At 70.4% G+C, this 5882-nt stretch carries 6 protein-coding genes; 3 read left to right on the forward strand and 3 right to left on the reverse strand.

Going from position 1 to position 5882, the window contains the following annotated elements:
* Nucleotides 1–62: 62 nt before the first annotated feature.
* Entirely contained in the window at nucleotides 63–767 is a 705-nt protein-coding gene (locus VJR25_RS12795) for a response regulator (protein WP_324115611.1), read from the reverse strand.
* Entirely contained in the window at nucleotides 764–2374 is a 1611-nt protein-coding gene (locus tag VJR25_RS12800; RefSeq protein ID WP_324115612.1) for a sensor histidine kinase, read from the reverse strand. Before VJR25_RS12800 ends, VJR25_RS12795 begins: the two co-directional genes overlap by 4 nt.
* A gap of 161 nt (nucleotides 2375–2535) precedes the next feature.
* Between VJR25_RS12800 and VJR25_RS12805 the strand changes: the two genes are divergently transcribed.
* The 3 genes from VJR25_RS12805 to VJR25_RS12815 all read left to right on the forward strand — a co-directional run bounded on the left by VJR25_RS12805 (nucleotide 2536) and on the right by VJR25_RS12815 (nucleotide 5500).
* Nucleotides 2536–3387 carry an ABC transporter ATP-binding protein gene (locus VJR25_RS12805; RefSeq protein WP_324115614.1) on the forward strand — a complete coding sequence of 284 codons (852 nt, stop codon included), beginning with the start codon at nucleotides 2536–2538 and terminating at the stop codon, nucleotides 3385–3387.
* On the forward strand, nucleotides 3384–4331 hold the full coding sequence (locus VJR25_RS12810) for an ABC transporter permease (RefSeq protein WP_324115617.1): 948 nt from the start codon (nucleotides 3384–3386) through the stop codon (nucleotides 4329–4331). Before VJR25_RS12805 ends, VJR25_RS12810 begins: the two co-directional genes overlap by 4 nt.
* Before the next feature lie 71 nt (nucleotides 4332–4402).
* A complete protein-coding gene (locus VJR25_RS12815) occupies nucleotides 4403–5500 on the forward strand; it encodes an ABC transporter substrate-binding protein (protein WP_324115619.1) in 1098 nt (365 codons plus the stop codon).
* A 73-nt stretch (nucleotides 5501–5573) separates the two neighbouring features.
* Here the strand turns inward: VJR25_RS12815 and VJR25_RS12820 are convergent.
* A partial coding sequence (locus VJR25_RS12820) for a TrmH family RNA methyltransferase (protein ID WP_324115621.1) occupies nucleotides 5574–5882 on the reverse strand: 309 nt, incomplete at its 5' end.

The raw sequence follows: 5882 nt of genomic DNA on the forward strand, positions 1-5882 counted from the left end.
CTCTTCGGACACGAGAGCCGATTCTACCGGGGGCCCGCCGCCCTCCCTGCCGGGCCGATCGTTCAGCCGCGTTGCACGAAGTACCGGTGCTCCGGCCTCCCGGTGGCGCCGTACCGCAGTTCGAGGCGCAGCATCCCGCTCTGCTCGAGCTGCGTGAGGTAGCGCTGCGCCGTGGCCCGGCTGATCCCGACGATGGCGCCGACCTCCGTCGCCGATTGCGCGTCGCCGCGTGCGACCGCCTCGTAGACGAGTCGCAGCGTCGGCGCGAGCCGCGCGGCCTCCACGGGGCGGTCGGGGGCTGCGACGGGGCGGCGCATCCCGAAGATGCGGTCGATGTCGGCCTGGGTGGCCTCGCCGGGCAGCTCCGCCATGCGCGCCTGGGCGTCGCGGAAGGCGACGAGCCGTGCCGAGAAGTCCGCGAACGTGAACGGCTTCACCAGGTAGTTGACGGCGCCGAGCTGCAGACTGGCACGCACGGATGCCACGTCGTTCGCCGCCGAGATCACGATGACATCTGGAGGCTCCGGCATCCCGCGCAGCGTGCGGAGCAGGTCCAGCCCGTTGCCGTCCGGCAGGTAGAGGTCCAGCAGCACGAGGTCCGGGCGCGCGCCCTCGATCGCGGTGAGCGCCTCGGCGGCGGTGTGGGCCTCGCCCCGCACCTCGAAGCCGGGAACCTGCCCCACGAAGCCGGCGTGGACGGCGGCGACCCGGAAGTCGTCGTCCACCACCAGCACGGAGATGGGTGCTGTGGTCGCCGCGTCGCTCACCGTTCCTCCTCCCGGCCGGGCGTCAGGGCGCGCGGGAGCACGACCGTGAAGACGGCGCCCGGCCCGGTCGACACCGACACCGTCCCCCCAGCCTGCACGGCGGCGGCGCGCACGAGCGCGAGGCCGATGCCGCTGTGGCCGGCGAGATCCCCGGCCTTGGTCGTGTAGCCGGTCTCGAACAGGTGCGGGAGGGCGGACGGGTCGACCCCGGGCCCGCTGTCGGCGACCCGGACCGTCACGGCATCCGGCCCCTCCACGATGCTCAGCTCGACCCGCCGCGGAGGACGCGTCGCCGCGACCGCGTCGAACGCGTTGTCCACGAGGTTGCCCACGATCGTCGTCAGCGCCTGCACCCGCTCCGGAGCCTCGCCGAGCACGGTGTCCGGCGACACCCGCAGATCGATGCCGCGCTCCCCCGCCTCGGCGGCCTTGCCCAGCAGCAGCCCGATGATCTGCGGGGCCGCGATGTGGGCGCGCAGCGTCTCGTCGAGGTCGGCGCTCGTGCCGCGGATCTCGTGCACGTAGCTGAGCGCCTCCGGCAGCCGCCCGAGCTCGAGCAGCCCTGCGATCGCGTGCATGCGGTTGGCGAACTCGTGCTGCTGCGCCCGCAGGGACTCGGTGAGCGTGCGGGTTCCGATCAGCTCGCTCGCGAGCGCCTCCACCTCGGTGCGGTCGCGCAGGGTCACGACGGCGCCGTGCGGTCGGCCGTTGAGCACCACCGGCATGCTGTTGACCACCAGACGGAAGTCGTCGGTCACGATGATCTCGTCCTCGAGGCCGGCGGCATCCGTCAGTGCGTCGCGGATGCGGCCGGGCGGCAGCACGTCCTCGAGCCGGCCGTGCAGCGGGGCGGCGGAGAGCCGCAGCAGGCGCCGGGCCTCGTCGTTGATCACCGAGATGCGGCCGGTCGGGTCGATCGCGATGACCCCTTCGCGGATGCCGTGCAGCGTCGCCTCGCGCTCCTGCAGCAGCCGGGCGATCTCGTCGAGCTCGAGTCCGAAGGTGCGGCGCTTCATGCGTCGAGCCAGCAGCCAGGATGCGAGGGCGCCGAGCGCGAGCGCGACCACGAACCACACCCCGTAGGCCGGCAGCTGGCCCACCAGTTCGCTCGACACCGAGCTCTCCCGAAGACCCACCGAGACCTCACCCGCCATTGCGCCCTGCGGCGCGTAGAGCGGCACCCGCGCGTTCGCGCTGACCCCGGTCGATCCGGGATCCACGCGCAGGTGCACCTTGCCGTCCACCGTCACGATGGGCTCGCTCACCTTCTTGCCGATGAGCGCGGGATTCGGATGCGTGTGCCGCACCCGATCCATCCCGATCACCACGACGTACGACGCGCCGGTGCGCTGCACCGTGGAGCCCGCCAGCTGCTGCATCTGGGCGTCGCACGCTTCGCCCACGGGTGCGGATGCCATGCACGTGCGCACCGTGGGGATCTGCGCGAACGTCTCGGCGATGGCGGCGGCGCGGGCCTGGTAGTCGTGATCGAGGTTCGCCCGGGCCGCCTGCGTGAACAGCACGAACCCCACCGCCATGGAGGCGGTGAGGATCACCAGCTGGGCCAGGAAGATCTGGCTGCTGATCTTGCGGAAACGAACGGGCATCCGCCTGATTGTCGGTATTCCGCGGCCGGAAAGCAAGGTGCGCACAACGCGCAGAACCCTCCGAAACGCGCACAAAACGGGAATGGCGCGCAAGCGCGCGCCGGCATCCGCCACCTGCCTACATTCGATCCACCGAACGCTGAAGACAGAGAGGTCTGGCCATGGACGCCGTAGTCCCCCACGCATCGAGCCGCGCACCCGGCGCGGATGATGCCGCCCGAATCGAGATCACCGGGCTCACCAAACGCTTCCTCACGCCCAAGGGCGAGCCGTTCACCGCCATCTCGGACGTGAACCTGACGATCGAGCCGGGACAGTTCTGCGCCATCGTGGGACCGACCGGCTGCGGCAAGTCGACCACGCTCGGCCAGGTGTCGGGTCTCGACAAGCCCAGCGCCGGCCGGGTGCTCGTCGGCGGCCAGCCCGTCAGCGGCATCACCTCGGGCGTCAGCTACATGTTCCAGGGCGACTCGCTGTTCCCCTGGAAGACGGTGCTCGCCAACGTGATGACCGGCCCGGTTCTCACCGGCACGCCCAAGAAGGATGCCACCGAGCTGGCGCGCGACTGGCTGCGCCGCGTCGGCCTGGCCGGCTTCGAGGACCGCTACCCGCATCAGCTGTCCGGCGGCATGCGCAAGCGCGTCGCGATGGCGGCCGCGCTCATCAACAACCCGCGCATCCTGCTCATGGACGAGCCCTTCGGCGCGCTCGACGTGCAGACGAAGGCCATCATGCAGAGCGAGCTGCTGCAGCTGTGGGAGCAGCTGCGCCCCTCGGTGCTGTTCATCACCCACGACCTCGACGAGGCCGTGGCCCTCGCGGACCGCGTCGCGATCATGACCTCGAGCCCCGGCTCCGTGAAGGACGTGTTCGACATCGACCTGCCCCGCCCGCGCGGCAACGTGCAGGACCTCCGGCACGACAAGCGCTTCATCGAGCTGCAGTCCCAGATCTGGGAGTCGCTGCGCGACGAAGTCACCCGCGCCTACACCCGGACGGCGGTGGCAGCATGAGCGCCGCGACCTCGATCCCCCCGAAGACCGACGTGTTCGGCCAGTACGGCTACTCCGCCGACGACCCGCGCAACTTCTTCCGCCCCGAGACGGAGAACGAGCTGCGGGCGAAGGGCGCCCGTCAGCGCCGGCGCCGCACCTCCTGGGTGTGGATCGGCCGGGTGCTCGTCTTCGTCGTCTTCTTCGGCGGCTGGCAGCTGCTGACCTCGATCAAGCTGCCCGGCGCGAAGTACGCGATCGTCGATCCGTTCTTCTTCGGCAAGCCCACCGGCATCTGGGACAGCCTCGTGAAGCTGTTCACGCAGGGCACCGCGTTCGGCTCGATCTGGGCCAACCTGTGGATCACCGTGCAGGAGGCGCTGCTCGGCTTCGCCCTCGGCACCGTGCTCGGCATGATCGTCGGCATCCTGCTCGGCAGCAACGCCTACCTCGCCGACGTGGCCGGCCCCTACATCAAGGTCGCCAACGCCATCCCGCGTATCGTGCTCGGCGCCATCTTCATCGTGGCGTTCGGCCTGGGCATGCCGTCGAAGATCTTCCTGGCCGCGGTGCTGGTGTTCTTCGCCGTGTTCTTCAACGCATTCCAGGGCGTGCGGGAGGTCAACCCCGACCTCATCTCGAATGTGCGCGTGCTCGGCGCCTCCCCCTTGCAGGTGGCGCGCCACGTGACGATCCCCTCCGCGATGACGTGGATCATCGCGAGCCTGCACACCGCGTTCGGCTTCGCCATCATCGGCGCGCTGGTCGGCGAGGTACTGGGCGCGACCAGCGGCATCGGCCTCATCATCAGCCAGGCGCAAGGCAACTTCGACCCGAACACGGTGTGGGCGTGCATGATCCTCATCGCCGCGTTCACCCTCATCTGCGAATACCTCATCACCCTGCTCGAAGGCCGACTGCTGCGCTGGCGTCCGCCGTCGCGCACCTCCGCGGCATCCATCTGACGTCCCGTCGCGGGCACCCGAACCCCTCACCAAGGAACGCCGAGACCCTCGGCACATCGAAAGGAACCCTCATGAACAAGCGCCTCCTGGGCGTCGTCGCGGTCGGAGCACTGGCGCTCGGCCTCGCGGCCTGCAGCAGCACCGGCGGTTCGAGCGCCGGCAGCACGTCCGGCACGACCGCCGACAAGTCCATGCCCACCGTCACCATCATGGTCGGCGGCATCGACAAGCAGATCTACCTGCCCTACCAGCTCGCGCAGAACCTCGGCTTCTACAAGAAGTACGGCGTGAACGTGGTGCTGTCCACCGAGCAGAACGGCGGCGTCGGCGCGGAGGATGCCATGGCATCCGGCCAGGTCGACTTCGCCGGCGCCTGGTACATCCACACGTTCGACTTCCAGTCCAAGGGCAAGGACGTCATCAACGTGGTGCAGCTCTCCGGCGCCCCCGGCGAGCGCGTGATGTGCACGCCGAAGTCCGGCGTGAAGACCGGTGCCGACTTCAAGGGCAAGAACATGGGCGTCACCGACCTCGGCAGCGGCACCGACGAGCTCACCCAGTTCATCGCGCACCAGGCCGGCGTCTCGCACACGCAGTACCACACCGTCGCCGTCGGCGCCGGCACCACCGCGATCGCCGCCCTCCGGCAGGGCACCGCGGACTGCGTGATGACGACGCAGCCCACGGTCGGGGCCCTGACCAGCCAGGGACTCGCCACCTCGGCCATCGACCTCGCCAGCACCGCGGGCGCCACGAAGGCGCTCGGCGGAGCATGGCCGGCCGCCGGTCTCCTCGCCCGCGCCGACTGGGTGGCCGCCCACAAGGACGCCACGCAGAAGGTCGTGACCGCGCTCGTGGCCACGATGCACTGGATCGCGACGCACTCCGCCGCGGACATCGCCAACAAGCTGCCGCAGCAGTTCGTGCAGAACGCGACGATCACGAAGGCCCAGTACATCGCCGGACTGACCACCGACAAGGGTCAGTTCCTGCCCGACGGCATCATGCCCGCCGGTGGTCCGAAGACCATCGCCGCCATGGAGACCGCCCTCGGCACGGACATCTCGAACGTGAAGATCTCGGGAACCTTCACCCAGAGCTACGCCGAGGCCGCCAACAAGCAGCTCGGCATGACCGTCACCACCCCCGCGGCAGGTGCGGACGGCTGATCAGGCTCTCCCCAGGAACGGGTCGTGCGTCTTCGGACGCGCGGCCCGTTCTCTTTCCGGCGCCGGCCCGCGGTCAGGTGCGCTGTGCGAACGCCGACTCGTACAGGCACACGGAGGCGGCCGTGGCGAGGTTCAGCGACTCGGCGCGGCCGTAGATCGGCAGCCGCAGGGCGGTGTCCGCCAGCGCCAGGGCGTCGTCGGTGAGGCCGCGGGCCTCGTTGCCGAACAGCCAGGCGGTCGGCAGCGCCAGGTGCCCGGCGGCGCGGGCCTCGAGCAGGTCGCCGCCCTTCACGTCCGCCGCGACGACACGCAGCCCGGCCGCGCGCGCGGCGGTGGCGACGTCCGCCAGCTCACCGCCGACGGTGATCGGAACGTGGAACAG

Source organism: Microbacterium sp. (assembly GCF_035277845.1).
Lineage (GTDB): Bacteria > Actinomycetota > Actinomycetes > Actinomycetales > Microbacteriaceae > Microbacterium.